Genomic DNA, 26,100 nt, shown 5'->3' with positions numbered 1-26,100 from the left:
GCGTCGGCGCCTACGAGAGACCCGCGGCGGAGCGGAGGTCGTCGACGCGGTCGAGGCGCTCCCAGGTGAAGTCGGGCAGCTCGCGGCCGAAGTGCCCGTAGGCCGCGGTCTGCGCATAGATCGGGCGGAGCAGGTCGAGCGCGTGGATGATCGCGGCGGGACGCAGGTCGAAGACGGAGCGGATCGCCTCGGTGATCTGCTCGTCGGGCAGGACGCCGGTGCCGAAGGTCTCGACGTAGAGGCCGACGGGCGCGGCCTTGCCGATCGCGTAGGCGACCTGCACCTCCATCCGGCGGGCGAGACCCGCGGCGACCGCGTTCTTCGCGACCCAGCGCATGGCGTAGGCCGCCGAGCGGTCGACCTTCGACGGGTCCTTGCCGGAGAAGGCGCCGCCGCCGTGGCGGGCCGCCCCGCCGTAGGTGTCGACGATGATCTTGCGGCCCGTGAGACCGGCGTCGCCCTGGGGGCCGCCGATCTCGAAGCGGCCCGAGGGGTTGATCAGCAGGCGGACGGCCGAGGAGTCGAGGTCGACCCGCTCGAGGACGGGCCGGATCACGTGCGCCTCGATGTCGGCGTGGATCGTGGCGGTGCTCACGTGCTCGGCGTGCTGGGTCGAGAGGACCACGGTGTCGATCGTGGCGGGCGTGGTGCCGTCGTAGCCGATGGTGACCTGGGTCTTGCCGTCGGGGCGGAGGTAGTCGAGCTCGCCCGTCTTGCGGACCTCCGCGAGGCGCTCGGCGAGGCGGTGCGAGAGCCAGCTCGGCAGCGGCATGTACTCGGGCGTCTCGTCCGTGGCGAAGCCGAACATCAGGCCCTGGTCGCCCGCGCCCTGGCGGTCGAAGACGTCGTCGTCGGAGGAGTCGCCGCGCACCTCGAGCGCCGTGTCGACGCCCGCGGCGATCTCGGGGGACTGCTGCCCGATCGAGACGGACACGCCGCAGGAGCGCCCGTCGAAGCCCTTGAGCGACGAGTCGTAGCCGATCTCGACGATCGTGTCGCGGACGATCGCGGGGATCTCGACGTAGCCGGAGGTGGAGACCTCGCCGGCGACGTGCACGAGACCCGTGGTGACGAGGGTCTCCACGGCGACGCGGCTGCGCGGGTCCTCGCGGAGGAGCGCGTCGAGGATGCGGTCCGAGATCTGGTCGCAGATCTTGTCGGGGTGACCCTCGGTCACGGACTCGGAGGTGAAGAGGCGGAGGGGGCCGGAGGTCATGTCGAGCGTCTCATTCCGTATCGGCGCGGCAGCCGGAGCTGTCTCGATCCGGTGCAGTCCCGCACCGGGCTCGCCCTCTCACCGGGGGCGGACCGGGCCAGGGTGACGCCCTAGCGCGCGACCACGTCGAGGACGCGATCGGCCACCGACGCCTTGCTGCCGGAAGCCTCGATCACTATATCTCCGGCCCGATCGAGGACCACCACGGTGTTGCTGTCGCTCTGGAAGCCCTCGGCCCAGCCGACCCTGTTGAGGACGAGCAGATCGCAGCCCTTGCGGGCGATCTTGGCGCGGCCGAGGGCGAGCATCGCGTCGCGGTCCGGCTCCGTCTCGGCGGCGAAGCCGACGATCAGCTGCCCGTCGGTCTTCGCGGCGGAGATCTCGGCGAGGATGTCCGGGTTCTTCACGAGCTCGAGGACGAGGCGGTCGCCCTGCTGCTCCTTCTTGATCTTGGCCTCGGAGACGTCGGCCGGCCGGTAGTCGGCGACGGCCGCGGCCATGATCACGATGTCGGCGTCGCGGGCGGCGACGAGCGCCGCCTCGCGCAGCTCGAGAGCCGTCCCGACCTCGACCACCTCGACGCCCTGCGGCGCCTCGATGTCGAGGTTAGCGGCGAGGACGGTCACGCTCGCGCCGCGCGCGGCCGCCGCGACCGCGAGTGCGACGCCCTGGCGGCCGCTGGAGCGGTTGCCGACGAAGCGGACCGGGTCGAGCGGCTCGCGCGTGCCGCCCGCGGTGACGAGGACGCGCAGGCCCTCGAGATCGCGCCGGGCGGCGGTGGCCCGCGCGTGCACGGCGAGGGCCTCGGCGACGATCGTCGCGGGCTCCTCCATGCGGCCCGGTCCGGAGTCGGCGCCGGTGAGCCGGCCGACCGCGGGGCCGACGATGTGGACGCCGCGGGAGCGGAGGGTCGCGATGTTCGCGACGGTGGCGGCGTTCGCCCACATCTCGGTGTGCATCGCCGGCGCGACCACGACGGGCGCGGTGCTGGCGAGCACGGTGTTGCCGAGCAGGTCGTCGGCGAGGCCGGTGGCGAGCTTGGCCAGGGTGTGCGCGGTCGCCGGGGCGATCACGATGAGATCGGCCGCCTGGCCGATCGCCACGTGCCGCACCTCGGCGACGCCCTCGTAGAGCCCGGTGTGCACCGTGTTCCGCGAGATCGCCTCGAGGGTGGGCGTGCCGACGAAGCGCAGCGCGGCCTCGGTGGCGACGACGTGGACGTCGTGCCCCTCGAGGACCAGCGCGCGGACGACGCCGACCGCCTTGTAGGCGGCGATGCCGCCGGTGATCCCGACGACGACGTTGAGCCGGCGGGCAGAGCGCCCCGTCGAGCGGGCGCCGCTCACCGGCGGCGTCCGCACTGCCCGCATCCCGAGGAGCGCACCGGGACGGTGCTACTCGGCGAGGGGCTCGGCGAGCGGCTGGGCGACGAGCTTGTCCTCGTTGATCTCGTGCAGCGCGACCGAGAGCGGCTTGTCGTCGATGGTCGAGTCGACCAGCGGGCCGACGTTGTCGAACAGGCTGCCCTCGTGGAGGTCGGCGTAGTAGTCGTTGATCTGGCGCGCGCGCTTGGAGGCGAAGATGACGAGCGCGTACTTCGAGTCGACCTTCGAGAGCAGCTCGTCGATGGGCGGGTCGATGATGCCGAGGTTGTTGGCCATGGTGTCTCCTAGCGTGGCGCGAAGCGCCGATCTGCGGCTCCGGAGCGGCACGGCGCGCGATCACCGGGGAGGGCGATCGGGGCGTCGGCCCGGAGGTGGTCGGTGGTCTCGGTCTCAGCGGCCCGGATCGGCGGGCGTGCTGTCGGCACGAGGCGACATCAATTCTACGACCTCGCGGGCCGCTTCGGGCACGGTGCTGTTCACGACCGCGAAATCGAACTCGTCCTGCGCGGCCAGCTCGACGCGTGCCGTCGCCAGACGGCGCTCCTGCTCCTCCGGGCTCTCGGTCCCGCGGCCGACCAGCCGGCGCACCAGCTCGTCCCAGCTCGGGGGCAGCAGGAAGACCAGCCGGGCGTCGGCCATCCGCTCGCGGACCTGCCGCGCGCCCTGGATGTCGATCTCGAGCATCACCTGGCGGCCGGCCGCGAGCGCGGCGTCGATCGGCCCGCGCGGGGTGCCGTAGCGGTAGGCGTTGTGCACGGTCGCGTACTCGAGGAACTCCCCCGCCTCGACCATCCGGTCGAACTCGGCGTCGTCGACGAAGTAGTAGCTGACGCCCTCGACCTCGCCGGGGCGGGGCGCGCGGGTGGTCGCGGAGACCGACAGCAGGACGTCGGGGTAGTTCTCGCGGATGTAGGTCGAGACGGTGCCCTTGCCGACCGCGGTCGGTCCGGCCAGGACGACGAGGCGGTTGCGCTCTCCGCGGCGCTGGCGCGACTCCCGCTCCTCGAGGAACGCGCCGAGGCCCTCGACCTGGCGCCGGCCGAGGCCGCCGAGGCGCTTGGACGGGGCGATGCCCAGCTGCTCCATCACGCGCGGGGTCTTGACGACGCCGAGGGCGGGCACCGAGCGCAGCAGCTCGCTGACGCGCATCCGCCCCTCGACCCCGGTCGGGTCCTCCTGCGCGGCGGCGAGCACGGCGGTGGCCGGGCGGTCGCCGGCGGCGACGGCCTTCTTCACCACGGCGCGGGCGCGGCGGGCGGCGATCGCGGCGGCCGAGGCGGCGCGGCGGTCGACCGCGGGCGGTGCGGGGCGCTGCGCGGCGAGCGGGCCGTCCGGTGCGGCGGCGGGATCGATCGGGCTGACGGCTTCAGCGGACAAGGGTCTCCTGGAGGTGTGCGGCTCGGCGGTCGATCTCGGCGGCGATCCCGTCGGGTCCGGCGCCGAGGACACTGCGCGATTCGCTGACGATCGTCGAGGCGGCCAGCGCTCCGAACAGCCGTGACGCCTCCGCGGTGTCGGCACCCTGGTGGCCGAAGCCGGGGGCCAGCACCGGCAGTGCGGGGCGGAGCGGAGTGCCCGTGCCGATGCCGTAGTCGCCGAGCGCGACCGTGGCCCCGAGCACGACGCCGACCGAGCCGATCGACGAGCGCGCGTGTCCCTCGTTCCAGGATGCCACGTCGGCCAGCACCGCGTGCGCCACGGTCGAGTCGGCGGCCGGGCCGTCCTGCAGCAGCGCGCGCTGGACGGGCCGCGCCTCGGCGTTGGAGGTCGCGGCGAGGACGAAGACGCCCTTGCCCGACTCCTCCGCGAGGGCGAGCATGCCCTCGAGCGAGCCGACGCCCTGGTAGGCGGCGGCCGTCATCGCGTCGGCCTCGAGCGGCGAGCCCGGGCGCAGCCACGCCTCGGCGTAGGCCGTGACGCTCGTGCCGATGTCGCCGCGCTTGGCGTCGGCGATGACGAGCAGACCCGCGGCGCGCGCGTCGGCGAGGACGCGCTCGAGCGCCGCGTAGCCCGCGGAGCCGTGCCGCTCGAAGAACGCCACCTGCGGCTTCACCAGGCCGACCCGCCCGGCCGCCGCCTCCACGACGCGCCGGCCGAACGACTCCAGCCCGGCCGCGGAGTCCGCGAGCCCCCAGGCGTCGAGCAGGAACGCGTGCGGGTCGATCCCCACGCAGAGCTGCCCGAACGCGTCGAACGCTGCCTCGAGCCGGGCGCCGAAGGACCCGGCGCCCGGCTGCGCGACCCCGTCGGTCACGCCGTGCGCTCCGCCCGGCGGATCGCGTAGTCCTGCAGGCTCGTCACCTCGAACGGCTCGGCGGCGGCGTCGAGGGAGGCGACGGCCGCGGCGAGCTGGGCGATGGTGGTGAACAGCGGCTTGTCCGCGGCGACCGCGGCGGCGCGGATCTCGTAGCCGTCGGCGCGCGAGGCGCCACCGCTCGGCGTGTTGATCACGACGTCGACCTGGTCGCGGTTGACCAGCTCGACGATCGACGGCGCGTCGTCGACGGCCTCCTCGCTGTACTTGCGGACCACCCGGGCCTGGATGCCGTTGCGGTTGAGCACCTCGGCCGTGCCCTCCGTGGCGAGGATCTCGAAGCCGAGCTGGCGCAGGCGCAGCGCCGGCAGCACGATCGAGCGCTTGTCGCGGTCGGCGACCGAGATGAACACGGTGCCGCTCGCGGGCATGCCGCCGTAGGCCGCCTCCTGGCTCTTAGCGAAGGCGCGGGGGAAGTCGCGGTCGATCCCCATCACCTCTCCGGTCGAGCGCATCTCGGGGCCGAGCAGGGAGTCGACGATCTGGCCGTCCTTGGTGCGGAAGCGCTTGAAGGGCAGCACCGCCTCCTTGACCGCGATCGGCGAGTCCATCGGCACGTCGGAGCCGTCGCGCTCGGGCAGCAGGCCCTCGGCCTTGAGCTCTGCGATCGTCTCGCCGACCATCAGGCGCGAGGCGGCCTTCGCGAGTGGGATGCCCAGCGCCTTCGAGACGAAGGGCACGGTGCGCGAGGCGCGCGGGTTCGCCTCCAGGACGTAGAGCACGCCCTGGCCGATGGCGAACTGCACGTTCAGCAGGCCGCGGACGCCGACGCCCTCGGCGATGGCGAGGGTGGCCTCGCGCACCTTGTCGATCTGCTGGCGGCCCAGGGTGACCGGCGGCAGGGTGCACGCCGAGTCGCCGGAGTGGATCCCCGCCTCCTCGATGTGCTCCATCACGCCGCCGATGTAGAGCTGCTCGCCGTCGTAGAGCGCGTCGACGTCGATCTCGATGGCGTCGTCGAGGAAGCGGTCGACGAGCAGCGGGTGCGTGGCGTCGATGATGCCCTCGTCGGCCATCCGGGCGAAGTAGTCCTCGAGCTGCGGGGAGCCGTAGACGATCTCCATGCCGCGGCCGCCGAGGACGAACGAGGGGCGCACGAGGACGGGGTAGCCGATCTCGACCGCGACCGCGAGGGCGCCCTCGAGGTCGGTGGCCGTGCCGTTCCGCGGAGCGAGCAGGCCCGCCTCGTCGAGGATCCGCGAGAACGCGCCGCGCTCCTCCGCGAGGTCGATGTCGGCGGGCGTGGTGCCGAGGATCGGCACGCCCTCCGCCTCGAGGCCCGCCGCGAGGCCGAGCGCGGTCTGGCCGCCGAGCTGGACGACGACGCCGACGAGCTCGCCGGAGCGCGACTCCGCGTGGATGACCTCGAGCACGTCCTCGAGCGTCAGCGGCTCGAAGTACAGGCGGTCGGAGGTGTCGTAGTCGGTCGAGACCGTCTCGGGGTTGCAGTTGATCATGATCGTCTCGAACCCGGCGGCCGAGAGCGCGAACGACGCGTGCACGCAGGAGTAGTCGAACTCCACGCCCTGGCCGATGCGGTTCGGGCCCGAGCCGAGGATGACGACCTTGCGGCGGTCGGCCGCGACGACCTCGGTCTCCTCGTCGTAGGAGGAGTAGTGGTACGGCGTGAGCGCCGGGAACTCCCCCGCGCAGGTGTCGACCGTCTTGTAGACCGGGCGCACCTCGAGCTCGTACCGGGTGCGGCGCACCTCGGCCTCCCCGAGACCGCGCAGCTGCGCGATCTGCACGTCCGAGAAGCCGTGGTCCTTGGCCAGGCGCAGGACACCCGCGTCGAGGCCGTCGTGCTCGCGCACCAGCTCGGCGATCTCGTTGATCAGCACGATCTGGTCGAGGAACCAGGGGTCGATCTTCGTGGCCTCGAAGGCCTGCTCGACGCTCGCGCCGAGGCGCAGCGCCTGCTGCACCGTGACGATGCGGCCGTCGGTCGGCGTCCGCGCGATCTCGAGCAGCTCGTCGACCGAGCGCGACTCGGGGCCCCAGTGGAAGGAGGAGCCGCGCTTCTCCAGCGAGCGGAGCGCCTTCTGCAGGGCCTGCGCGTAGTTGCGGCCGATCGCCATCGCCTCGCCGACCGACTTCATGGTCGTGGTCAGCGTCTTGTCGGCGGCGGGGAACTTCTCGAAGGCGAAGCGCGGCACCTTGACCACGACGTAGTCGAGGGTCGGCTCGAAGCTCGCCGGCGTCACCTTGGTGATGTCGTTCGGGATCTCGTCGAGGCGGTAGCCGATGGCGAGCTTCGCGGCGATCTTGGCGATCGGGAAGCCGGTGGCCTTGGAGGCGAGCGCCGAGGAGCGCGAGACGCGCGGATTCATCTCGATCACGATGATCCGGCCGTCGGCGGGGTCGATCGCGAACTGGATGTTGCAGCCGCCGGTGTCCACGCCCACGTCGCGGATGATCCGGATGCCGATGTCGCGCAGCTTCTGGTACTCGCGGTCGGTCAGCGTCAGCGCCGGGGCGACGGTGATCGAGTCGCCGGTGTGCACGCCGACCGGGTCGACGTTCTCGATCGAGCAGACGACGACCGTGTTGTCGGCCGTGTCGCGCATCAGCTCGAGCTCGTACTCCTTCCAGCCGAGGATCGACTCCTCGAGGAGGACCTCGGTGGTGGGGCTCTGGTGCAGGCCGTCGCCGACCATCCGCACGAGCTCCTCGCGGGTGTACGCGAAGCCGGAGCCGAGGCCGCCCATGGTGAAGGAGGGGCGGATGACCAGCGGGTAGCCGAGGTCCTCGGCGAAGCCGATCGCCTCCTCGACGGTGTGCGCGATGTACGACTTCGCGACGTCGGCGCCCGCGTCGAGCACGAGCTGCTTGAAGATCTGGCGGTCCTCGCCGCGGTTGATCGCCTCGAAGCTCGCGCCGATCAGCTCGACGTCGTACTTCTCGAGGATCCCGAGGTCGTGCAGCTGGATCGCGGCGTTGAGCGCGGTCTGGCCGCCGAGGGTCGGCAGGATCGCGTCGGGGCGCTCCTTGGCGATGATCGCCTCGATCGCCTTCGGGGTGATCGGCTCGACGTAGGTCGCGTCGGCGAAGTCCGGGTCGGTCATGATCGTCGCCGGGTTCGAGTTGACGAGGATGACGCGGACGCCCTCCTCGCGCAGCACGCGGCAGGCCTGAGTGCCCGAGTAGTCGAACTCGACCGCCTGGCCGATGACGATCGGGCCGGAGCCGATGACGAGGACGCTTCTGATGTCTTCCCTGCGGGGCATTACTTCTGCTCTCCGGTGGTGGCGGTGGTGTCGGTGGAGTCTGCGCGGGCGGGCTCGGCGCCGCCCTGCTCGGCCGTGCGCTGCACGACCATGGCGCGGAAGCGGTCGAAGAGGTGGTTGGAGTCGTGCGGGCCGGCCGCCGCCTCCGGGTGGTACTGGACCGAGAAGGCGGGGATGTCGAGGCAGCGGAGCCCCTCGACGACCGAGTCGTTGAGGCTGTAGTGGCTGACCTCGACCCGGCCGAAGCCCTCGGGCGAGTCGAGCTCGCCGTCGATGGGCGCGTCGACCGCGAAGCCGTGGTTCTGCGAGGTGATCTCGACCCGGCCGGTCAGCTTGTCCAGCACCGGCTGGTTGATCCCGCGGTGGCCGAACGGCAGCTTGTAGGTGCCGAAGCCGAGCGCGCGGCCGAGCAGCTGGTTGCCGAAGCAGATGCCGAAGAACGGCAGGTCGGCGCGCAGCGTGGTGCGCAGCAGGTCGACGTGGCGGTCGGAGGCCTCCGGGTCGCCGGGGCCGTTGGAGAAGAACAGCGCGGAGGGCTCGAGCGCGAGCACCTGCTCGGCGGTCGTCGACTCGGGCAGCACGTGCACGTCGAAGCCGCGCTCGGCGAGGTAGTTCACCGTCGAGGTCTTGACGCCCAGGTCGATCACGGCGACGGAGCCGACGCGCTCGCCCGTCGCGGGCACGGTGTAGCGCTCCTCGGTCGAGACCGCGGAGGAGAGGTTGAGGCCCGCCATCTGCGCGCCGCCGAGGACCAGCGCGAGCTGCTCCTCCTCCGGCAGGGAGAGGTCCTCGCCCGAGAACACGCCGGAGCGCATCGAGCCGACGGAGCGGATGTGCCGGGTGATCGCGCGGGTGTCGACACCGGAGATGCCGACGATGCCGTCCTTCTCGAGGTCGTCGTCGAGCGAGCGCTGCGAGCGGAAGTTGGAGACCACGCGGGAGGGGTCGCGGACGACGTAGCCGGCGACCCAGATGCGGCGCGACTCCTCGTCCTCGTCGTTCATCCCGGTGTTGCCGATGTGCGGGGCGGTCTGCACGACGATCTGACCGGCGTAGGACGGGTCGGTCAGCGTCTCCTGGTAGCCGGTCATGCCGGTCGCGAAGACGATCTCACCGAGGGTGCGGCCGCGTGCGCCGTAGGCCTGACCCGAGAATCGTCGCCCGTCCTCGAGGACGAGGACTGCGGTGGGTTCGGTGCTGAGGCGTGTGGTTGGCACGGACTAGGAGCCCTTCTGGGTCGAGTCGGGGCCGCCGTCGGCGGTCCCGGGGTGGGAGGGGGAGGAATCGGGGCCGGCGAGGCGGCGGAGCTCGTCGACGAGGCGACGGCGCAGCGCGGGGTCGGCGACGCGGAGGTAGCTGTCCACGACCTCGTCGCCGCGCGGCGACCAGGAGAGCACGAGCAGCCCGCCCTCCTCGACGACGCGGTCGATGGCGTAGGAGCCCTCGCCGGCGCCGCGCAGGAGCGCCGCGGGGATGACCGTCTCGCGCTCGCCGACGGGGGCGAGGACGACGCCGCGCTCGTGCAGGCGCAGCGTCGCCTTCCCGCGGAAGCCGAGGCCCGGCAGCACGACGCGCTCGAGCGGCTGCTCGAACCGGGTCGTCGCGACGTAGGGCAGCTCGACGGCCTCGCGCTCGGCGCCGAGGGATTCGGCGGCCACGGGGTCTGGAGCGAGGGCGGCCGAGCGGCGGCGGCGCGCGCGCCAGGACAGGATCATCCCGACGAAGACGAGCGCGACGACCGCGGCGATGACGATCGCGATGACGGTCCTATCCACGAGCGCTCCTCGCGGCCGCCGAGACGGTCGCCGCGTCGACGAGCTCGCCGTCGAGGACGGTCGGGACGCCCCGGTGCAGCGTCGCCACGACGCGTCCCGGCAGCTCGCGACCGAGGTAGGGCGAGTTGGTGCTGCGTCCGCGGAGGTCCCCGGTCGAGAAGCGGCGGCGCACCTCCGGGTCGTAGAGCACGACGTTGGCGGCGGCGCCCACGGCGAGTCCGTGCTGGTAGCCGTCGAGGCGCCCGATCCGGGCGGGGGCGGAGGAGAGCACGCGGCCGACGTCGGCCCAGCTCAGCCGGCCGTCCTCGACCATCGCGGCGTGCACGACGCTGAGGGCGCTCTCGAGGCCGACCATCCCGAAGGCGGCGGCGTCCCACTCGCAGTCCTTCGCCTCGACCGGGTGCGGGGCGTGGTCGGTCGCGACGATGTCGACGGTGCCGTCGGCGAGGGCCTCGCGGAGGGCGAGGACGTCCTCGTCGCGGCGCAGCGGCGGGTTGACCTTGAAGCGCGCGTCGTAGGCGGCGCCGTCGCCGTTCCCGTTCCCGGCGATCAACTGCTCCGAGAGCAGCAGGTGGTGCGGGGTGACCTCGGCCGTGACGTCGATGCCGCGGGCCTTGGCCCAGCGGATCACGTCGACCGAGCCGGCGGTGGAGACGTGGCAGACGTGCAGGCGCGAGCCGACGTGCTCGGCCAGCAGCACGTCGCGGGCGATGATCGCCTCCTCCGCCACGGCCGGCCAGCCCTGCAGCCCGAGGGCGCTGGAGACGGCGCCCTCGTTCATCTGCGCGCCGACGGTGAGCCGCGGCTCCTGCGCGTGCTGGGCGACGACGCCGTCGAACGCCTTCACGTACTCGAGGGCGCGGCGCATCAGCAGCGCGTCCGAGACGCACTTGCCGTCGTCCGAGAAGACGCGGACGGCGGCGCGGCTGCGGGCCATCGCGCCGAGCTCGGCGAGCGACTCCCCCGCCAGGCCGACGGTCACCGCTCCGATCGGGCGGACGGTCGCGTAGCCCGCGTCCTCGCCCAGGCTCTGCACCTGCTCGACGACGCCGGCGGTGTCCTGCACCGGCGAGGTGTTGGCCATCGCGAAGACGGCCGTGAAGCCGCCGGCCGCGGCGGCGCGGGTGCCGGTGAGCACCGTCTCGCTCTGCTCGAAGCCGGGCTCGCGGAGGTGCGTGTGCAGGTCGACCAGGCCTGGCAGCGCCAGGAGCCCGTCGGCGTCGATCACGCGCGCGCCGCTCGAGTCGACATCGGTGCCGATCTCGACGATCACGCCTCCGTCGATCAGGACGTCGGCCGTCGTCTCGTCGGCGAGCGTCGCTCCCGAGAGGAGGATCCTCGTACCGGTCATCACAGGACCTCCCTTTCACCGGACAGCAGCAGGTACAGCGCAGCCATCCGGACGGACACCCCGTTCGCGACCTGCTCGAGCACCGTGGAGCGGCTCGAATCGGCGGCGGCCGAGGAGATCTCGACGCCCCTGTTCATGGGTCCGGGGTGCATCACGATGGTATCCGGGCCGAGGCGGGCGAGCCGCTCGTCGTCCAGGCCCCAGATCCGCGCGTACTCGCGGCCGTTGGGGAAGAAGCCGCTCGACATCCGCTCGAGCTGGATGCGCAGCAGCATCACCACGTCGGGCAGGCCGGAGTCGATCGCGTCGTCGAGGTCGAAGCGGATCGTCGCCGGCCAGTCGAGGGTGTCGACCGGGACGAGCGTCGGCGGTGCGACGAGCGTCACCTCCGCGCCGAGCGCGGTCAGCAGCCAGACGTTGGAGCGGGCGACGCGGGAGTGCAGGATGTCGCCGACGATCGTCACGGCGACGCCGTCGAGGCTCTTGCCGCGGGAGGCCCCCGCGCCGTGCAGCCGGCGGCGGATGGTGAAGGCGTCGAGCAGCGCCTGGGTGGGGTGCTCGTGCGTGCCGTCGCCGGCGTTGAGGATCGCGGCGTCGATCCAGCCGCTCGCCGCGAGCACGGCCGGGGCGCCCGACGCGTGGTGGCGGATGACGACGCCGTCGGCGCCCGTCGCCGCGAGGGTCTGCGCGGTGTCCTTGAGGCTCTCGCCCTTCGAGACGCTGGAGCCCTTCGCACTGAAGTTGATCACGTCGGCCGAGAGGCGCTTCGCCGCGGCCTCGAAGGAGATGCGGGTGCGGGTGGAGTCCTCGAAGAAGAGGTTCACCACCGTCTTCCCGCGCAGGGTCGGCAGCTTCTTGACCTCGCGGTTCTGCACGTCCGACATGTCCTCGGCGATGTCGAGGAGGCCGATCGCGGAGGCGCGGTCGAGGTCGCGGGTGGAGAGCAGGTGCCTCATCGGGTCCCTCCCTCCGGCGCGGACTCGACGGCGACGGTCTCGATCGCGACGAGGTCCTCGCCGTCGGTCTCGACCAGGCGGACGTTGATCCGCTCGCTGAGGCTGCTCGGCAGGTTCTTGCCGACGAAGTCCGCGCGGATCGGCAGCTCGCGGTGCCCGCGGTCGACCAGTGCGGCCAGGCGGACGGCGCGCGGGCGGCCGATGTCGCTGAGGGCGTCGAGGGCGGCGCGGATGGTGCGGCCGGAGAAGAGGACGTCGTCCACCAGGACGACCGTGCGGCCGTCGATGCTCGCCGGGACGGCGGTGCGCGCGGGCGTGCGCGTCGGGTGGTGGGCGAGGTCGTCGCGGTACATCGTGACGTCGAGGGAGCCGGAGAACACCGGCTCGGCGCCGGGCTCGATCCGGGCGATCGTCTCGGCGATGCGCCGCGCGAGGGCGACTCCGCGGGTCGGGATCCCGAGGATCACCAGCGACTCCGCACCCCGGTTCGACTCGAGGATCTCGTGAGCGATGCGCGTCAGAGCGCGCGTGATGTCAGCGCTGCTGAGCACGATTCGTGCCGTCACACCGACCTCCTTCCCCGTCTCTCTGGACGGCCTTAAAGGAAATGCCTCTGCGAGTATAGGGGTCCGCCCGCTCCCGCCCGGCGACGGTGGATCTCGATGCGCCCGCTCCGCGGGCTACTCGATCAGCATGAGTCGAGGCGCCGTCCATGCTGGTCGAGTAGCCGTCCGCCGGACGGCGTATCGAGACCCGCCATTGTCGGAACGGCGGTCTGCACCGCACCCGTCCGGCGATGGTGGATCTCGATACGCCCGCTCCGCGGGCTACTCGATCAGCATGAGCGGAGGCACCGCCGCAGAGGTGCCATCCATGCTGGTCGAGTAGCGCCGCAGGCGCGTATCGAGACCCACGCCGATCGAGCAGCGCCGCAGGCGCCCACCGCCACCGGCGGCGTCAGGCCGTGGCGCGCGTCTCCGCGACGGAGGCGAGCAGCCCGTTGATGAAGCCGGCCGAGTCGTCGGTCGACAGCACGGTCGCCGCCTCGACGGCCTCCGCGATCGCGACCCCGTCCGGGACCGCGTCGTTGTGCAGGATCTCCCACACGCCGATCCGCAGGATCGCGCGGTCGACCAGCGGCATGCGCGACAGCGTCCAGCCCTTGGCGAGCTGCGCGATCAACGCGTCGATCTCGTCGGCGTTGTCGATGACGCCGTCGACGATCTCGCGCGCGTACAGCCAGGACGCCTCACGCGCGGGCTCGTTCGCGGCCCGCTCGGCCTCCGAGCGCAGCGACTCCGCGAAGGAGATCTGCCGCACGTCGGCGTTGTAGATGATGTCGAGGGCGCGCTTGCGCGCCTTCGTCCGAGCACTCACGGGAGCCCCGGCTCAGCTGACGCGGCCGAGGTAGTCGCCCGTGCGGGTGTCGACCTTGACCTTGGTGCCCTGCTCGAGGAAGAGCGGGACCTGGATCTGGTAGCCGGTCTCGACCGTGGCGGGCTTGGTGCCGCCGGTCGAGCGGTCGCCCTGCAGGCCGGGCTCGGTGTACGTGATCTCGAGCACGACGGAGGCGGGGAGCTCGACGTAGAGCGGGTCGCCGTCGTGCAGCGCGAGGGTCAGGTTCTGGTTCTCGAGCATGAAGTTCGCCGCGTCGCCGACGACGGCCTCGGGGACCGTGATCTGGTCGTAGTCCGAGGTGTCCATGAAGACGAAGTCCGCGCCGTCGCGGTAGAGGTACTGGAAGTCGCGACGGTCGACGTTGGCCGTGTCGATCTTGGCGCCGGCGTTGAAGGTCTTGTCGACGACCTTGCCCGTCAGCACGTTCTTCATCTTGGTGCGCACGAACGCACCGCCCTTGCCCGGCTTCACGTGCTGGAAGTCGATGACGTTCCAGAGCTGACCGTCGATGCTGAGGACGGTGCCGTTCTTGATGTCGGTGGTAGAGGCCATGCGAAGGGGGATCCGTTTCGTGGAGGTCTGCTGGTCGGCCGATCCGGCCAACCCATCGAGTGTAGTCGGTCCGGCCCGCGAGCGGCCGGGCGGGCTCCCCCGGCCGGACGATGCGGTCGCGGAGCACCGGGAGCAGACTGGAGGGACGCCCACGACCGAGGAGGTCGCATGACCCTCAGCACCGCTTCCGCCGGCACCGTCTCCGCGGCGCTCCACTCCGACTTCCACGCGCCGACGATCCCGAACCAGGTGATCCTGCCGCCGTGGTACTCCGTCGCCTTCACGGTCGTCCCGCTCGTGATCGCCCTCGTGATCGTCCTGATCATCGTGCTGATCGTCCGCAACGTCCGCCGCTCCCGGCAGCTCGGGATCGACCCCACGACGATGCGGACGGACATGGCCGCGCGCTACCTGCGCCACGGCGTCGGCCCGGAGGGCACGTCCCTCACGGACCGGCTCGCCGAGCTCGACCGCCTGCGCGCCGCCGGGACCATCAGCGCCGAGGAGCACGCCCGCGCCCGCGAGGCCGCGCTCGTGGGCGGCGGCGGGCGGGACGGCGGCGGGCGGGACGACGGGCGGAGCTGACCTCCGCCCGAGTCCGCTCTACGCGCCGATCTCCTGGTAGGCCGCGAACAGCAGCGACGTCTCCGGCCCCTGCAGGATGCTCGGCCGCGCGAGGTCGTCGAGGACGACGAAGCGCAGCATGCCCGCACGGGACTTCTTGTCGCGCTGCATCGCCGCGAGCAGCGTCTCCCAGCGGCCGAGCGGGTAGCTCGTCGGCAGGGTCAGCGATTCGAGGACGCTGCGCTGGCGGTCGACCACCGCGTCGCTGAGCGAGCCGGTGAGGCGGGAGAGCTCGGCGGCGAACATCATGCCGACCGACACGGCCGCGCCGTGGCGCCACTGGTAGCGCTCCGCGTGCTCGACCGCGTGCCCGAGGGTGTGGCCGTAGTTCAGGATCTCGCGCAGGCCCTTCTCGGTGAAGTCCTCGCTGACGACGCGCGCCTTGATGCCGATCGACAGCTCGACCAGGCTGCGGAACTCCTCCGACGTCGGGTCGGTCGCGAGGTCCACGTCCGACTCGATGATGTCCAGGATCCGCGGCTCGGCGATCATGCCGTACTTCACGATCTCGCCGAAGCCGGCCAGGATCTCGTTGCGCGGCAGGCTCGTCAGCACGTCGAGATCGGCGACGACCGCGCGAGGCGCATGGAAGGCGCCGACGAGGTTCTTGCCCTCGGCCGTGTTGATGCCGGTCTTGCCGCCCACGGCCGCGTCGACCATGCCGAGCACCGTGGTCGGCACCTGCACGAGGTCGACGCCGCGGAGCCAGGTCGCGGCGACGAAGCCGGCCAGGTCGGTGATCGCGCCGCCGCCGAAGCCGACGACCGCGTCCGTCCGGGTGAAGTCGGACTGGCCCATGACCTGCCAGCAGAAGGCCGCGACCTCGACGCGCTTCGCGGCCTCGGCGTCCGGCACCTCGGCGAGCAGCACCTCGTAGCGGTCGAGGAGGCTCTCGCGGATCTCCGCGGCCAGCACCGCGAGCGTCGGCGGGTGCACGATCAGCACCTTGGCCGCTCGCGGGCCGATCGCGTCGGCGAGGCCGTCGAGGAGGCCGCGGCCGACCGTGATGTCGTAGCCGTTCTCTCCGGTGACGGTGAGGGCGGTGGCGCCGTCGTTCATGCTCTTCTTCCGGTCGGGCGGCCGGTGGGGGCCGCCGGTTCTGTCGTGCTGGTGGACTGTGTCGTGCCGGCGGGCGGCGTCGTGCCTGCGGGCCGGGTCGTGCCGGCGTGTGACGCGGCGGCGGGAGTCGCGCTCGCGCGTCCCGCGGCCGCCTCGCGCTCGCGCACCCAGGCGGTCACCTCGGCGGCGAGGGTCGTGATCGGGCGGCGCGACGAGTCGACGACGGTGTCGGCGAGCGACTCGTACACCGCGCGCCGGGAGTCGAAGATGCGGGTCCAGTCCTCGACCCCGCCGCGGACGAGCGGGCGGCCGGAGCCGAGCCGGTCGCGCACGGCCTCCGCGGTGGTCGTCAGCAGCACGACGGGCACGCCGGCCAGGTCGGCGCGCGTGCCCTCGTCGAGCACCGCTCCCCCGCCCAGGCTCAGCACGACCTCGCGGCGGACGGCCTGCTCGACGACGCGGCGCTCCTCGATGCGGAAGGAGGCCTCGCCGTGCAGGTCGAAGTACGCGGCGATCGGGCCGTGCCGACGGACGAACTCGGCGTCGGAGTCGACGAACTCGGCCGCCAGGGCCTTCGCGACCCGCTTGCCGATCGTCGTCTTGCCGGCCCCCATCGGGCCGATCAGGACGACGCGGGCGCGGGCCGCGCCGGTATCGTGACCCGCCATCAGCGGGCCCGGTCCGGTGAGTGCTCGGGCATCAGACGAGACCGAGCGCCGGATCGCTGGCGGCGAGCGTGCGCAGCTCGTCTGGGATGGCGGCGAGGTAGCCCTGGAGGTTGCGGCGGGTCTCGGTGACGCTGTCGCCGCCGAACTTCTCCAGCACGGCGTTCGCGAGCACCAGGGCGACCATCGCCTCGGCGACGACGCCCGAGGCGGGGACGGCGCAGACGTCGGAGCGCTGGTGGTGCGCGCCGGCCGCCTCGCCGGTGGCGACGTCGACCGTGCGCAGTGCGTGCGGGACGGTCGCGATCGGCTTCATGCCGGCGCGGACGCGCAGGACCGTGCCCGTGCTCATGCCGCCCTCGGTGCCGCCGGCGCGGTCGCTCGAGCGGCCGATGCCGCCCTCGGCCGCGAAGAGCTCGTCGTGCGCCTCGGAGCCGCGGCGCGTGGTGGTGAGGAAGCCGTCGCCGACCTCCACGCCCTTGATCGCCTGGATGCCCATCAGCGCGGCCGCGAGCTGCGCGTCGAGCCGGCGGTCCCAGTGCACGTAGGAGCCGAGTCCCGGCGGCAGGTCGTAGGCGAGCACCTCGACCACGCCGCCGAGCGTGTCGCCGTCGTCGTGCGCGCGGTCGACCTCGGCCACCATCAGGGCGCTGGTCGCGGCGTCGTGGCAGCGCAGCGGATCGGCGTCGAGCGCGTCGACGTCGGCGGGCGTCGGTAGGGCCGAGCCCTCGGGGACGCGGACGGGGCCGATCGCGAGGGTGTGGCTGACGAGGGTGATGCCGAGCTCGCCGAGGAACCGGCGGGCGACGGCGCCGAGCGCGACGCGGGCCGCGGTCTCGCGGGCCGAGGCGCGCTCGAGGACGTTGCGCGACTCCTCGAAGCCGTACTTCTGCATGCCGACGAGGTCGGCGTGGCCCGGGCGCGGACGGGTGAGCGCGGCGCCGCGGCCCTTGGGCAGCGTCTCGGGGTCGCGCGGCTCGGCCGCCATCACGTCGACCCAGCGCGCCCACTCGGTGTTGCCGATCCGCAGTGCGATCGGGCTGCCCATCGTGGCGCCGTGGCGGATGCCGGACGAGACGTTCAGCTCGTCCTGCTCGAACTTCATCCGGGCGCCGCGACCGTAGCCGAGCTTGCGCCGAGCGAGGTCGGCGCGGATGTCGTCGAGGGAGACGGGGACACCCGCCGGCAGTCCTTCGAGGACGGCGACGAGTTCGGGACCGTGGGATTCCCCGGCCGTGAGCCAACGGAGCATCCTCCGATTCTCGCACACGCACCCCGGGCCGCACGCGCCCGGCGGCCCCTCCCGCTCCCGGGGGCGCCCCGCGAGCACGGCCCGCGCGCGACGGCTCAGGCGCCGGAGTGAGGCGGCAGCGTCGCGCGCATCGCGGCGAGCACCGCGTCCTCGTCCGGCAGCGGCACGGCGGGGTCGCCGCCGACGAACACCCGCACCTGCAGCAGCGCCTGGTGCAGCAGCATGCCGAGGCCCGAGACCACGGGCGAGCCGGCCGCGCCCCAGCGCAGCGCGAGCGGGCTCGGCCAGGGCGAGTAGGCGACGTCGAAGAGGGTCGACGCCGCGACCACGGCGTCGGGCACCGCGAGCTCGGCGGAGGCGCCGCCGGGCAGGGTCGAGACGAGCAGCGGCGCCGGGTCCCGGCCGTCCCACTCCGAGAGCGGGCGGACGTCGAGGGCGACCCCCACCGCGGCGGCGATCGCGGCCAGCGGCGCGGCCTTCCCCGGCGAGCGGAGGGTGACCCGCACGCGTGCGGCACCGAGCTCGGCCGCCGCGGCGAGGGCCGAGGCGGCCGTCGCCCCTCCCCCGAGGATCTCGACGCGCTCGGCCGTGTGCACGCCCGCCTCGCCGAGTGCGCGGACGATGCCGGCGACGTCGGTGTTGAAGCCGCGCAGGCGCGGCGCTGCGCCGGAGCGGTCGAGCAACACGGTGTTCACCGCTCCCGTCGCCCGCGCGACCAGGTCCTCCTCGTCGAGCAGCGGGCGCACCGCGTGCTTGAGCGGCATCGTCAGCGACAGGCCGTGCCACCGTGCCGCCGGATCGGCGACGACGTCGGCGAGCGTCGCCTCCGTCGCCTCGACGGCCGTGTAGCTCCAGTCGAGGCCGAGCACCCGGTACGCCGCAGCGTGCAGCTCGGGCGAGCGGGAGTGCGCGATCGGCGAGCCGAGGACCGCGAGGCGTCGGCCGCCGACCGCCGCCGCGCCCTCGGTCACTGGTACTCCGGGTGGTCCCGCATCCACGCCTGCCACTGCGCCACGGCCGCGTTGTGCTCGGCGTCGGTCGTCGAGTACACCGTCTCACCCGTCTCGAGGTTCACCGTGACGAAGTAGAGCCAGGTGCCGTCCGCCGGCTGGAGCACCGCCTGGATCGCGACGTCGCCGGGGTTCGAGATCGGCGCGGGCGGCAGTCCGTCGCGCTGGTAGGTGTTGTAGATGTTGCTCGCGTCGTTGCGCTCCGCGTCGGTCGTCGTCACGCGGTCGGTGGCGCCGGTGCCGTAGGCGACGGTCGCGTCCGACTGCATGCGCCAGCCCTGGTCGAGTCGGTTCTGGAACACGCGCGCGACCTTCGGGAAGTCCTCGGCGACGCGGGCCTCGCGCTGCACGAGCGAGGCGAAGACGACCGTCCGGTAGCGGTTCTCGACCGGGACGCCCGCGGCGTCGAGCGACTGGTACATCCGGTTGACGAGCGTCTGCAGGATGTCGTGCGCCGAGGTGCCCGGATCGATGTCGTAGGTCGCGGGGAAGAGGAAGCCCTCGAGGCTGGTCGCCTCGGCCGGCAGTCCGTACGAGCCCCAGTCCGCGGCCGCGGCCTCGAGGTCGGCGAGGGCGACGCCCGAGCCGTCCGCGATCAGCGGCAGCGCCCCCTTGAGCGACGTGCCCTCGGGGATGACGAAGGTGTTCGCGAGTCGGGTCGACTCGGAGTCCAGGAGCGCCGAGAGGGCAGCCTTCGCGCTCATCTCGGCCTTCAGGGAGTAGGCGCCCGGCTGGAAGACGGGCTCGGAGCTCTGCGCCAGCAGCAGGTCGTAGAACGGCGCGTACGACTTGATCACGCCGTCCGTGACTAGGTTCTCGGCGATGGTGCTGCCGCCGTCGCCCTGGTGGATCGTGAAGACGACCTCGCTCGTGCCGGTGCCGGTGTAGTCGGTCGGCTCCGGCTCGGCGAAGAGCGCGCGCACCGGCTCGACGAAGATCGTCACGGCGATGGCGACGAGCGCCACGAAGACGCCGAAGGCGAGGAGCCCGCCGATCAGTCCGCGTCGGCTGCGACGCGGACGGTTCTCGCGCTTCGCTCGGCGGCGACGGGTCGACGTCGCGGCATCGGGGTGCGCGGCGGCGACGGCGTCTCCGCGGTCGCGCGGGGCGCCGACCTCGGGGCCGGCGAACAGGTGATCGATCGGGTCGTGCTCCGCCTCACTCGAGGCGGACCGCTCCGGGCTGTGCGGGAGCTGACTCTGCTGATCGGCCTCGGCGGCGCGGGCGGCGCGGCGGCTCGGGGGGACGTCGGTCACGGGTGGGCCGTCCTTCGTTCGGTTCGAGCGCGGACCCGGCCGGGGAACCGGACGAGCGCTCGGAATCGATGGCGTGCTGCAGGATCACCACGGCGGCGACCTGGTCGATCACGGCGCGGGAGCCGCGGGTGCTGCGTCCGGAGAGGTGCAGGGCGCTCTGGGCGCTGACCGTCGAGAGCCGCTCGTCCACGAGCCGCACCGGGGCGGTCGGGACGGCGGCGGCGATGCGGCCGGCGAAGTCGATCGCGTCCTCGGTCGAGGCGGTCTCGGCGCCGGAGAGCGAGAGCGGGAGGCCGACGACGATCGCCGTGGCCCCGAACTCGGCCGCGAGGGCGGCGATGCGGGCGACGTCGGAGCCGTCTGGCGCCTCCGCCGCACGCGGCACGGTCTCCACCGGCACGGCGAGGAGACCGTCGGCGTCGCAGCGTGCGACACCGATGCGGGAGCGACCCACGTCGATGCCGAGCCGGACGCCGAACCGCTCCATTCAGCGGGTCGCTTCCTCGACGACGGCCTCGAGCGCGGCGCCGATGGCGGACACGTCCGACCCGCCGCCCTGCGCGAGGTCGTCCTTGCCGCCACCGCCGCCGCCGAGGATCCCGGCGGCGCGACGGGCGAGCACGCCCGCCTTCCGACCGAGCTCGCGGGCGGCGGGTGTGGTCGCGACGATGACGGCGGGCTTGCCGGCGACGTCGGCCGCGAGGGCGACGACCGCCGCCTCCTGGCCGAGGCGCTCGCGCACCGAGATCACGAGCGAGCGCAGCTCGTCGCCGGAACCGGCGGTGCCGATGTTCTCGGCGACGACGGTGATGCCGTTGATCGCGCGCCGGTTGGCGGCGATCGCGGGGACGCGCTCGGCGAGGGCGCGGGCCTCGAAGCCCGCGATCCGCTTCTCGGCCGCCTTGAGGCTCGCGACGAGCTCAGCGATGCGGTCGGGCAGCTGCTCGCGCGGGGTCTTCAGCGAGGAGGAGATCGTGCTGACCAGCGCGCGCTCGGCGACCAGCTCGCTCAGCGCCTCGCGGCCGACGAGCGACTCGACGCGGCGGTTGGTGGACCCGACCGAGGACTCGCTGATCAGGCTGATCAGCCCGATCTCGGCGGAGGTGCCGACGTGGGTGCCGGCGCACAGCTCGCGCGACCAGGGGCCGCCGATGTCGACGACGCGGACGACCTCGCCGTACTTCTCGCCGAAGAGCGCCATCGCGCCGAGCGCCTTGGCCTCGTCGAGCGGGAGCTCGCGGGTGACGACCTCGAGGTTGTCCCGGATCGCGCCGTTGGCGATGTCCTCGATCTCGCTGCGGGTCTCGAGCGAGAGCGCCTGGTTCCAGGAGAAGTCCAGGCGCAGGTAGCCGGCCTTGTTGAACGAGCCGGACTGGTGCGCCTGCGGGCCGAGCACCTGGCGGAGCGCCGCGTGGATGAGGTGGGTGCCGGAGTGCGCCTGCCGGGCGCCGCGGCGCCAGTCGCGGTCGACGACGGAGGTGGCGGCGTCGCCGACGCCGACCTCTCCGCTCGCGACCTGGACCTTGTGGCTGATCAGGCCCTTGACCGGCTTCTGCACGTCGAGGACCTCGAGGTCGAAGCCGTTGCCGACGATGCGGCCGGCATCGGCCTCCTGACCGCCGGACTCGGCGTAGAGCGAGGTCGCCTCGAGGATCACCTCGGCGATGTCGCCGGCGACCGCCTTCGAGACGGAGTGGCCGCCCACGATGAGGCCCAGGATCCGCGACTCGGTGTCGAGCACGTCGTAGCCGGTGAAGAGCGTCTCGCCCTTGGCGCGGAAGTCGGCGTAGACGGAGAGATCGGCGAGGGCCGACTTCTTCGACTTCGCGTCGGCCTTCGCGCGGGTGCGCTGCGCGGTCATCAGGGAGTCGAACGCCTCGCGGTCCACGCTGAGGCCGGACTCCTCGGCGATCTCGAGGGTGAGGTCGATCGGGAAGCCGAAGGTGTCGTGCAGGAGGAAGGCGGTGTCGCCGGGGAGCGTGGCCGCGTCGGCCTTCTTGGTCTTCAGCACGGCGAGGTCGAGGATCTCGGTGCCGGCCGCGAGGGTGCGCAGGAACGCCTCCTCCTCGCCGTAGGCGCTCGTGGAGAGGCGCTCGAACTCGGTGGAGACCTCGGGATAGGCCGACGCCATCGCGTCGCGCGAGGCCGTGAACAGCTCGGGGAACGTCGCGGTGTCGACGCCGAGGAGGCGCATGGCGCGCACGGTGCGGCGCATCAGGCGGCGCAGGATGTAGCCGCGGCCCTCGTTCGACGGCGTCACGCCGTCGGACAGCAGCATCAGCGAGGAGCGGACGTGGTCCGCGATGACGCGCATGCGCACGTCGTCCTCGTGGACGGCGCCGTAGCGGCGGCCGGAGAGCTCGGCGGCGCGGTCGAGGACGGGGCGAACCTGGTCGATCTCGTACATGTTCTCGACGCCCTGCTTGAGGAACGCGACGCGCTCGAGGCCCATGCCGGTGTCGATGTTCCTGCTCGGCAGCTCGCCGAGGATGTCGAAGTCGACCTTGCTGGTGCCCTGCCCGCGCAGGTACTGCATGAAGACGAGGTTCCAGATCTCGACGTAGCGGTCGTCGTCGGTCGCCGGGCCGCCGTCGGCGCCGTACGCGGGACCGCGGTCGAAGAAGATCTCGGAGCAGGGACCGGCCGGGCCGGGCTGGCCGGTGGACCAGTAGTTGGTGTCCTTGTCGAGGCGCTGGATCCGCTCGTCGGGCAGGCCGGCGATCTTCTTCCAGAGCGCGATGGCCTCGTCGTCGTCCTTGTAGACCGTGACCCAGAGGTCCTTCTCGTCGAAGCCGAGGTTGCCGTCGCTCTCGCTGCCGGTGAGGAGCTCCCAGGCGTAGCCGATCGCCCCCTCCTTGAAGTAGTCGCCGAAGGAGAAGTTGCCGTTCATCTGGAAGAACGTGCCGTGGCGGGGGGTCTTGCCGACCTCCTCGATGTCGTTCGTGCGGATGCACTTCTGCACGCTGGTCGCACGCGGGTACGGCGCGGGCACGACGCCAGTGAGGTAGGGCACGAACGGCACCATGCCGGCGACGGTGAAGAGCAGGCTCGGGTCCTCGCTCACGAGGGAGGCGGAGGGGACCACGGTGTGCCCGCGGCTTCCGAAGAAGTCGAGCCAGCGGTTGCGGATGTCTGCGGTCTGCATGGGTTCCATCACGGTGTCGGTCGAGCGGGTCGACGCGGGTGTCGGGCGGGTCTGTCGGGGGTGCGGGGCGTCAGCCCTCGCCGATGGCGGCCTTCAGCTCGGCCTCGCGCTGGTGGTAGCCCTCGGAGACGGCGTCGCCGAGCTCCTTCGCCGTGCGGTTGATGTCCTCGAACAGGCGGGCGCCCGCGGCGGTGCGGGACACCTGGTGCGCGACGGCGAACCCGAGACCGATCCCGATGACGATCAGCACGACGTTCTTCACAGCATTTCCTTCCACACGGCGACCGGCGCGAGGGCGCGACGACCCCCTCGATTGTAGGGCGCGCGCGGCGGCCTACCTGGAGGAGGACCTGCGGGTGCGCCGAGAGCGGCGCGCGACGCCGCGTCCGACCGCGCTGCCGGCCTTGTCCGCCGTGCGGCCGGCCACGAGGACCGCCCGGACGCCGGCGGTGAACCCGGCGAGCTTGATCAGCGGTCCGCCGACGGTCGCCGCGGTGAGGGCGACGAGCGCGTTGACGTTGCCGGTGACCTCGGCCACGTCCTTCGTGATCGTGTCGACGCGGGCGAGCTGCTGATTCGCCTCGCGCAGCGTCGAGGCCGACTCGTCGAGGATCGGGGTCAGGCCGTCGCTCGCCTGCTTGATCGCCTCGCTCGTGCTGTCGAAGACCCGCCCGAGCTTCCAGAGCGGCACGGCGGCCACGGCCACGAGGATCGCGAACACCCCCGCGGCGATGAGCCCTGCGATGTCTCCACCGGACACGATGACCTCCGTTTCGGCGCCGCCCGGATGCGGCACTCCACCCTATCCGCGGCGCGGAGCGGCCCCGTCGCCGCCGTCCCGCGGGCTCCGGCCGCCCCGCAGCGCACAGGCCGCCCCGCAGCGCGCCGGCCGCCGGAGCACCCCGACTCCCCCGGCCCGCGCCTCCCCGCCGGCACCCCCGGCACGCGGAACCACCTCCGGCACGCGGGAACCGCCCCGATCCAGCGAGCCGAACCACGAACCACGAGCCGAAGCTCCAGCAGCCCCACCTCCGGCACGTGAAAAGTCCCTCGGCACGCGAGAACTGCCGGATCCTGCGAGCCGGAGCACGAACCACGAGCCGAAGCTCCAGCAGCCACACCTTCGGCACGCGGAAAGTCCCTCGGCACGCTGAAACGCCCTGATTCCGCGAGCCGAAGCACGATCCACAAGCCGAAGCTCCAGCAGCCACACCTCCGGCACGCGAGAAGACCCCCGGCATGCGAGAACTGCCGGATTCTGCGAGCCGGACAACGAACCACGAGCCGAGAATGCAGCACCCCCACCTCCGGCACGCGAAAAGTCCCTCGGCACGCTGAAACGCCCTGATTCCGCGAGCCGAAGCACGAACCACGAGCCGAAGCTGCAGCAGCCGCACCTCCGGCACGCGAAAAGACGCTGGGCACGCTGTAATCACCGAATCCTGCGAGCCGGAGCGAGAATCGCGAGCCGAAGCTCCAGCGGCCACACCTCCGGCACGCGAAAAGACCCCCGGCACGCGAGAACTGCCGGATTCTGCGAGCCGAAGCACGAACCACGAGCCGAAGCTCCAGCAGCCACACCTCGAGCACGCGAAAAGACGCTGGGCACGCTGTAATCACCGAATTCTGCGAGCCGGAGCGAGAATCACGAGCCGAAGCTCCAGCACCCCCACCTCCGGCACGCGAAAAGACCCCCGGCACGCGAGAACAGCCGGATTCTGCGAGCCGGAGCGAGAATCACGAGCCGGAGAGCGAGCAGCAACACCTCCGGCACGTGAGAAGACGTCGGGCACGCGGGAACACTCGACTGCTGCGAGCCGAAGCAGGAACTACGAGCCGGAGATCCAGCAGCACTGCCTTCGGCACGCGAGAAGACCCTCGGCACGCTGGAACGCCCCGATTCTTCGAGCCGGAGCACGAATCACGAGCCGGAGATCCCGCAGCGACACGTCCGGCACGCGGGAACGGTCCCGGCACGTGAGATCACCCGGATTCAGCGAGCCGGAGCGCGGATCACGAGCCGGATGTCGGGGGACGAACCGGAGGGCGAGAGGCGAGACGCACGCTGAGGGAGGGACGCGGACGACACGAGGGACGCGGACGACACGAGGGGCCGGGAACGCGGAGTCGGTCCGGGAACGAGGAGAGGCCCCGGCGTGAGCCGGGGCCTCTCCAACGGGGTGCGGTCGACTAGCGGGCCGCGTAGTACTCGACGACGAGCTGGACTTCGCAGGTCACGGGGACCTCGGCGCGCTTCGGGCGACGCAGGAGCGTGGCCTGGAGCTTGTCGATCTCGACCTCGAGGTAGCCCGGGGTCTTGGGCAGGACGTCGACGTGACCGCCGGCGGCCGCGACCTGGAAGGGCTCGGTGCCCTCGGAGCGGGTCTTGACGTGGATGACCTGACCCGGCTTCACGCGGAAGGAGGGGCGGTCGACCGTCTGGCCGTCCACCATGATGTGGCGGTGGGTGACGAACTGGCGAGCCTGCGCGGTGGTGCGGGCGAAGCCCGAGCGCAGGACGAGGGCGTCGAGGCGCATCTCGAGGAGCTCGACCAGGTTCTCACCGGTCAGGCCCTGGGTGCGGCGCGCCTCCTGGAAGGCGATGCGGAGCTGCTTCTCGCGGATGCCGTACTGGGCGCGCAGACGCTGCTTCTCCCGCAGGCGGACCGCGTAGTCGGAGTCGGCCTTGCGCTTCGAGCGGCCGTGCTCACCGGGAGCGTAGGGACGCTTCTCGAGGTAGCGGGCGGCCTTCGGGGTCAGGGGGATGCCGAGGGCGCGCGAGAGGCGCGTCTTCGAACGGGTACGTGAGGTGGTCGACACTGTGGTCCTTCCAGGGTCTGAGAGGTTCGGTCGCAGTCCTCGTCCGCCGGCTCCGGGAGGAGGGCGGGCGCCGAGGTCGTGTCCCCCCGCGGGTG

General features: G+C 72.4%; 23 protein-coding genes and 1 pseudogene. 1 reads left to right on the top strand and 23 read right to left on the bottom strand.

Annotation, left to right across the window (positions count from 1 at the left end):
- Window positions 1–10: 10 nt before the first annotated feature.
- The 13 genes from metK to efp all read right to left on the bottom strand — a co-directional run bounded on the left by metK (window position 11) and on the right by efp (window position 14,174).
- Window positions 11–1,216: a methionine adenosyltransferase gene (gene metK, locus HQQ82_RS18280; RefSeq protein WP_173235579.1), complete on the bottom strand. Its 1,206-nt coding sequence runs from the start codon at window positions 1,214–1,216 to the stop codon at window positions 11–13.
- A 110-nt stretch (window positions 1,217–1,326) separates the two neighbouring features.
- Window positions 1,327–2,562 (bottom strand): bifunctional phosphopantothenoylcysteine decarboxylase/phosphopantothenate--cysteine ligase CoaBC, encoded by a 1,236-nt coding sequence (gene coaBC, locus HQQ82_RS18275; protein ID WP_367948012.1) that lies wholly within the window; start codon window positions 2,560–2,562, stop codon window positions 1,327–1,329.
- Window positions 2,563–2,610: 48 nt separating this feature from the next.
- Entirely contained in the window at window positions 2,611–2,877 is a 267-nt protein-coding gene (gene rpoZ, locus HQQ82_RS18270) for a DNA-directed RNA polymerase subunit omega (RefSeq protein WP_173235575.1), read from the bottom strand.
- Window positions 2,878–2,991: 114 nt separating this feature from the next.
- On the bottom strand, window positions 2,992–3,954 hold the full coding sequence (gmk, locus tag HQQ82_RS18265; RefSeq protein WP_173235883.1) for a guanylate kinase: 963 nt from the start codon (window positions 3,952–3,954) through the stop codon (window positions 2,992–2,994).
- Between the two features lie 13 nt (window positions 3,955–3,967).
- A complete protein-coding gene (gene pyrF / locus HQQ82_RS18260) occupies window positions 3,968–4,855 on the bottom strand; it encodes an orotidine-5'-phosphate decarboxylase (RefSeq protein ID WP_173235573.1) in 888 nt (295 codons plus the stop codon).
- The gene (gene carB, locus HQQ82_RS18255; protein ID WP_173235571.1) at window positions 4,852–8,142 is read right to left on the bottom strand and encodes a carbamoyl-phosphate synthase large subunit; all 3,291 of its coding nucleotides are present in this window, start codon (window positions 8,140–8,142) and stop codon (window positions 4,852–4,854) included. Before carB ends, pyrF begins: the two co-directional genes overlap by 4 nt.
- Window positions 8,142–9,359, bottom strand: coding sequence for a glutamine-hydrolyzing carbamoyl-phosphate synthase small subunit (gene carA, locus HQQ82_RS18250; RefSeq protein WP_173235562.1), 1,218 nt, complete (start codon window positions 9,357–9,359; stop codon window positions 8,142–8,144). The genes carB and carA overlap by 1 nt, the downstream gene beginning before the upstream one ends.
- A 3-nt stretch (window positions 9,360–9,362) precedes the next feature.
- Entirely contained in the window at window positions 9,363–9,917 is a 555-nt protein-coding gene (locus HQQ82_RS18245; protein ID WP_173235554.1) for a hypothetical protein, read from the bottom strand.
- Window positions 9,910–11,268, bottom strand: coding sequence for a dihydroorotase (locus tag HQQ82_RS18240; RefSeq protein WP_173235552.1), 1,359 nt, complete (start codon window positions 11,266–11,268; stop codon window positions 9,910–9,912). The genes HQQ82_RS18245 and HQQ82_RS18240 overlap by 8 nt, the downstream gene beginning before the upstream one ends.
- Complete coding sequence (locus HQQ82_RS18235) at window positions 11,268–12,224, bottom strand: aspartate carbamoyltransferase catalytic subunit (RefSeq protein ID WP_173235550.1); 957 nt, start codon at window positions 12,222–12,224, stop codon at window positions 11,268–11,270. Before HQQ82_RS18235 ends, HQQ82_RS18240 begins: the two co-directional genes overlap by 1 nt.
- Entirely contained in the window at window positions 12,221–12,790 is a 570-nt protein-coding gene (gene pyrR / locus HQQ82_RS18230; RefSeq protein WP_173235548.1) for a bifunctional pyr operon transcriptional regulator/uracil phosphoribosyltransferase PyrR, read from the bottom strand. Before pyrR ends, HQQ82_RS18235 begins: the two co-directional genes overlap by 4 nt.
- A gap of 391 nt (window positions 12,791–13,181) precedes the next feature.
- Window positions 13,182–13,601 carry a transcription antitermination factor NusB gene (gene nusB, locus HQQ82_RS18225; RefSeq protein WP_173235547.1) on the bottom strand — a complete coding sequence of 140 codons (420 nt, stop codon included), beginning with the start codon at window positions 13,599–13,601 and terminating at the stop codon, window positions 13,182–13,184.
- 12 nt (window positions 13,602–13,613) lie between these two features.
- The gene (gene efp / locus HQQ82_RS18220; RefSeq protein WP_123446216.1) at window positions 13,614–14,174 is read right to left on the bottom strand and encodes an elongation factor P; all 561 of its coding nucleotides are present in this window, start codon (window positions 14,172–14,174) and stop codon (window positions 13,614–13,616) included.
- Between the two features lie 168 nt (window positions 14,175–14,342).
- On the opposite strand from efp, the gene HQQ82_RS18215 reads away from it, so the two are divergent.
- Window positions 14,343–14,759 carry a hypothetical protein gene (locus HQQ82_RS18215; protein WP_173235545.1) on the top strand — a complete coding sequence of 139 codons (417 nt, stop codon included), beginning with the start codon at window positions 14,343–14,345 and terminating at the stop codon, window positions 14,757–14,759.
- A gap of 18 nt (window positions 14,760–14,777) precedes the next feature.
- Here HQQ82_RS18215 and aroB read toward each other — a convergent pair whose 3' ends face one another.
- The 10 genes and pseudogenes from aroB to rpsD all read right to left on the bottom strand — a co-directional run bounded on the left by aroB (window position 14,778) and on the right by rpsD (window position 26,005).
- Window positions 14,778–15,857: a 3-dehydroquinate synthase gene (aroB, locus tag HQQ82_RS18210; protein ID WP_123446214.1), complete on the bottom strand. Its 1,080-nt coding sequence runs from the start codon at window positions 15,855–15,857 to the stop codon at window positions 14,778–14,780.
- Entirely contained in the window at window positions 15,854–16,525 is a 672-nt protein-coding gene (locus HQQ82_RS18205; protein ID WP_173235543.1) for a shikimate kinase, read from the bottom strand. The genes aroB and HQQ82_RS18205 overlap by 4 nt, the downstream gene beginning before the upstream one ends.
- A 31-nt stretch (window positions 16,526–16,556) precedes the next feature.
- Complete coding sequence (gene aroC / locus HQQ82_RS18200; RefSeq protein ID WP_173235541.1) at window positions 16,557–17,774, bottom strand: chorismate synthase; 1,218 nt, start codon at window positions 17,772–17,774, stop codon at window positions 16,557–16,559.
- Between the two features lie 95 nt (window positions 17,775–17,869).
- Window positions 17,870–18,745: a shikimate dehydrogenase gene (locus tag HQQ82_RS18195; protein WP_173235539.1), complete on the bottom strand. Its 876-nt coding sequence runs from the start codon at window positions 18,743–18,745 to the stop codon at window positions 17,870–17,872.
- Entirely contained in the window at window positions 18,742–20,040 is a 1,299-nt protein-coding gene (gene mltG, locus HQQ82_RS18190; protein ID WP_173235537.1) for an endolytic transglycosylase MltG, read from the bottom strand. Before mltG ends, HQQ82_RS18195 begins: the two co-directional genes overlap by 4 nt.
- Window positions 20,041–20,065: 25 nt before the next feature.
- A pseudogene (gene ruvX / locus HQQ82_RS18185) lies at window positions 20,066–20,527 on the bottom strand (Holliday junction resolvase RuvX); the annotation flags it as partial.
- Entirely contained in the window at window positions 20,528–23,185 is a 2,658-nt protein-coding gene (gene alaS, locus HQQ82_RS18180) for an alanine--tRNA ligase (protein WP_173235533.1), read from the bottom strand.
- A 70-nt stretch (window positions 23,186–23,255) separates the two neighbouring features.
- Window positions 23,256–23,447, bottom strand: coding sequence for a hypothetical protein (locus HQQ82_RS18175; protein ID WP_173235531.1), 192 nt, complete (start codon window positions 23,445–23,447; stop codon window positions 23,256–23,258).
- A gap of 72 nt (window positions 23,448–23,519) precedes the next feature.
- On the bottom strand, window positions 23,520–23,945 hold the full coding sequence (locus HQQ82_RS18170) for a DUF948 domain-containing protein (protein ID WP_173235529.1): 426 nt from the start codon (window positions 23,943–23,945) through the stop codon (window positions 23,520–23,522).
- Between the two features lie 1,430 nt (window positions 23,946–25,375).
- Entirely contained in the window at window positions 25,376–26,005 is a 630-nt protein-coding gene (gene rpsD / locus HQQ82_RS18165; RefSeq protein ID WP_123446206.1) for a 30S ribosomal protein S4, read from the bottom strand.
- Window positions 26,006–26,100: the final 95 nt, after the last annotated feature.

It is taken from the genome of Rathayibacter sp. VKM Ac-2856 (genome assembly GCF_013205055.1).
In the GTDB taxonomy this organism is placed as follows: Bacteria; Actinomycetota; Actinomycetes; order Actinomycetales; family Microbacteriaceae; genus Rathayibacter.
This window is presented reverse-complemented; position numbering and strand designations above follow the sequence as displayed.

Bases quoted from the DNA above. Each gene is read 5' to 3' on its own strand.
- metK (WP_173235579.1), bottom strand. From the start codon at position 1,216: ATGACCTCCGGCCCCCTCCGCCTCTTCACCTCCGAGTCCGTGACCGAG.
- rpoZ (WP_173235575.1), bottom strand. From the start codon at position 2,877: ATGGCCAACAACCTCGGCATCATCGACCCGCCCATCGACGAGCTGCTC.
- carB (WP_173235571.1), bottom strand. From the start codon at position 8,142: ATGCCCCGCAGGGAAGACATCAGAAGCGTCCTCGTCATCGGCTCCGGC.
- HQQ82_RS18240 (WP_173235552.1), bottom strand. From the start codon at position 11,268: ATGACCGGTACGAGGATCCTCCTCTCGGGAGCGACGCTCGCCGACGAG.
- HQQ82_RS18235 (WP_173235550.1), bottom strand. From the start codon at position 12,224: ATGAGGCACCTGCTCTCCACCCGCGACCTCGACCGCGCCTCCGCGATC.
- efp (WP_123446216.1), bottom strand. From the start codon at position 14,174: ATGGCCTCTACCACCGACATCAAGAACGGCACCGTCCTCAGCATCGAC.
- HQQ82_RS18215 (WP_173235545.1), top strand. From the start codon at position 14,343: ATGACCCTCAGCACCGCTTCCGCCGGCACCGTCTCCGCGGCGCTCCAC.
- aroB (WP_123446214.1), bottom strand. From the start codon at position 15,857: ATGAACGACGGCGCCACCGCCCTCACCGTCACCGGAGAGAACGGCTAC.
- HQQ82_RS18205 (WP_173235543.1), bottom strand. From the start codon at position 16,525: ATGGCGGGTCACGATACCGGCGCGGCCCGCGCCCGCGTCGTCCTGATC.
- aroC (WP_173235541.1), bottom strand. From the start codon at position 17,774: ATGCTCCGTTGGCTCACGGCCGGGGAATCCCACGGTCCCGAACTCGTC.
- alaS (WP_173235533.1), bottom strand. From the start codon at position 23,185: ATGCAGACCGCAGACATCCGCAACCGCTGGCTCGACTTCTTCGGAAGC.